General features: G+C 38.7%; 3 protein-coding genes. All 3 read right to left on the bottom strand.

Annotation, left to right across the window (positions count from 1 at the left end):
* Positions 1 to 120, bottom strand: a 120-nt coding sequence (locus tag FNH22_RS31655) for a cysteine peptidase family C39 domain-containing protein (protein WP_143402549.1), incomplete at its 3' end; no start/stop codon positions are given.
* A 109-nt stretch (positions 121 to 229) separates the two neighbouring features.
* A complete protein-coding gene (locus tag FNH22_RS31660; RefSeq protein ID WP_143402550.1) occupies positions 230 to 1561 on the bottom strand; it encodes a hypothetical protein in 1332 nt (443 codons plus the stop codon).
* Positions 1562 to 1701: 140 nt separating this feature from the next.
* Positions 1702 to 2679, bottom strand: coding sequence for a cysteine peptidase family C39 domain-containing protein (locus FNH22_RS31665; RefSeq protein ID WP_143402551.1), 978 nt, complete (start codon positions 2677 to 2679; stop codon positions 1702 to 1704).
* Positions 2680 to 2695 lie beyond the last annotated feature (16 nt).

A 2695-nucleotide genomic window follows, 5' to 3' on the forward strand; every position in this document is an offset into this window, starting at 1 on the left:
GTCCCTCAGGTATTTTAATGAAAAATTTTTACCGTAATGCTTGCTGATAATTTTCAGGCACCCCGGTCCACAATCCATCTGATCATGCTGTATATAGCTGGGGAAGTTAAATTTAGGCATACAGAAAAGTTAAATCCTTGGAAAATCGCTCAGTTTGCACTATTAAAATGTTAAAGGTTATTTTGTATAGTATGATTAATTTTTTGCGCCACACCTGTTTGTTGGCTGCTTATTGTTTTGGGAAAAATAAAAAGTTCCCTTTACTAATTTTAGGGCCCAAGGTCCCAGGTATTTGGCGCGAAACATTCCATGAGTTATTGGTCTGAATGGTATCCGGAAGATCCTGAAAGTAGAATCTCCGGTTCAGCGTAACTTCCTGGTAGTTGGAATGGCGCTTTATTTTGAGATTAACAGATGTATCAGAGAAGTGTAACGCACTAGATAATTGGTTCCACTGAGAAGGACTAACTGTATATCCCCCATCAACACTTTTTATTTCATCCTTGTAAAAAGCTTCCGGCTGCTCTTCCAGTGAGATACCATTGATTGCAAGGATAGTGTCTCCGGGTGCTATACCATTCTGAAACGCTAAACTATCCCAAACAGCAATGACCTTGTGAACTGGACTGTTCTCCACTTGCAATCCAACCGTATTTATTTTCTCCAGAACGGTACTAACGTACCTGAAGGATTTAAATACCCGTGGGCCAAGATACAATTTCTTGCCAGGGTAATCTATTATTACGTATTCGAACCGTCGAAGGAAATCCATTCCTATAAGATTAAAATTGGTAAAGCTTGTATATACAATGATTTCGTCTTTCAGTATCTGGTCTTGAATGGAAATATCTTCAATGTGATAATAAGAAGTATCTATAAAATCCTGTTTATCTGAAAAAGGGGTATTATACAGGGAATTCTCTGTCCATTGCACCATCTCTCCCAACTCATCTTTGCTGCTAAGGTTCTTTTTCAGCAGCATAAAAACCGAGAACCCGGTATCTACCAGAAACATAAAAGTCTCATTATCCACCGTTATGCCAACGTAAGGAACATCTTTATGCACTATTAAGGGAATACCTTCCCCGGTCACTCCTAAATTCTCTGCGTTTTCGCTAAAAGTAATGATTTGATCTGCAAAGTTGATTTTCCATGCAAATGCTTTCAAAATATTTCCTCCAATAATCCCATCTTTGTCAAGAGGGCTTACATGATAATAAGAATCAAATTTACTGAATAGCCTATGGCCTATGGTCAGGCTATCCAGCATAACTCCTTTGGCCTGATGTGAAATGCCTCTGGCATCCATGAAAGATTTGTTTTCTACAATATTTGAATAACCTATGCCATTTCCCAGGGCAGTATTGCTTGCGCCTGTGTCAAAAGTAAAGTCAAAACTTTCCTTATTCACTTCTACATTACATATGATCTCCTCATTCTTATACTTGAAATGAACAGTATCAATTCTTTGGGCATTGAGATAAATAATTTTATTTGTTTCTGGTTGGCAGCCACTGGCTAATATTACCATTATTAGTACTGCAAATCTGATTTTAATCATTGGTATCTAGAATATTGATCTGTGGAGTAAAACTTTTGATCTTTGCAAAATTGCCTTACCGATAGAGGCTTATAATTCTTGGTTTAAGCAAAGACGACTAAAGGAATCTAACTGCCTTTTGTTTTGCGCAGTTTTATTAATCAATTATTGGTATAAAACGTAAAGATTCCATCGGCAGTCATCTTAACACTGTCACTAGCATTAGTTAACATTTCCTTAAGATTGCAAGAGTCATCACAAGAATCTCCACCGTTACCAGCGTTGTAAGTAAGGTTATTAACAATCCCAGTTTGAGTAACCTCCAGCTTCATGCCATTTTCTTCGTAACACATATTTCCATTCGCATCAGCAGGTGGCTTTTCGCCACAACCGAAAAGGGATTCTGTAACTTTGGAGGCTAGCACTTTGAGTATTTCTACTAAATATGGGTTAGGTCCTCCGGTTCCTCCTTTCAGTAGCATCTGCTCATGGTTTGAAATAGTTTGGAAATCTTGCATTGTATTGATAAATGGCATATTGTTCCCCAGGATTCCAAAATCTACAATCGATTGCCGGATAAACGGGGTAAGAAGCCCCATTAGTATGGTTGCCAGCATACCCAGAAATACCTGAGCCAGGTATTTCTGATGTGGTTTCAGGTATTTTAAAAAATGCCTGAAAGAATCTGGTGTCTTTGTCTCTGCCTGCAAGGAAAAATCCGGTGATACTTCAAGAATAAGAATGCTTCCTTTGCCTTCAGCTACTTCCCAGTTTCGTCTGAACTCCTCATATGAATATTTAAGAAGGCCACTGGCGGGATCTGAAACATAGACAGACTTTCGTGTAATCTTGTAAACTACGATAAAGTGATTCAGCTTCCAATGAACGACTGCCGGCAGAGGCATTTTTTTTTGCAGGTCATTAAAGTACACCTTGATGGCGAGTGTGCGAAAACCTACTTCTTCTGCAGCCCGGGCAATATCGAACAACGATACCCCTTCTCTGGTAACATAGCATCTGTCCCTCAGGTATTTTAATGAAAAATTTTTACCGTAATGCTTGCTGATAATTTTCAGGCACCCCGGTCCACAATCCATCTGATCATGCTGTATATAGCTGGGGAAGTTAAATTTAGGCATACAGAAAAGTTAAATC

The sequence above is a fragment of the Fulvivirga sp. M361 genome, assembly GCF_007097395.1.
Taxonomy (GTDB): Bacteria; Bacteroidota; Bacteroidia; order Cytophagales; family Cyclobacteriaceae; genus Fulvivirga.

Bases quoted from the DNA above. Each gene is read 5' to 3' on its own strand.
- FNH22_RS31660 (WP_143402550.1), bottom strand. From the start codon at position 1,561: ATGATTAAAATCAGATTTGCAGTACTAATAATGGTAATATTAGCCAGT.
- FNH22_RS31665 (WP_143402551.1), bottom strand. From the start codon at position 2,679: ATGCCTAAATTTAACTTCCCCAGCTATATACAGCATGATCAGATGGAT.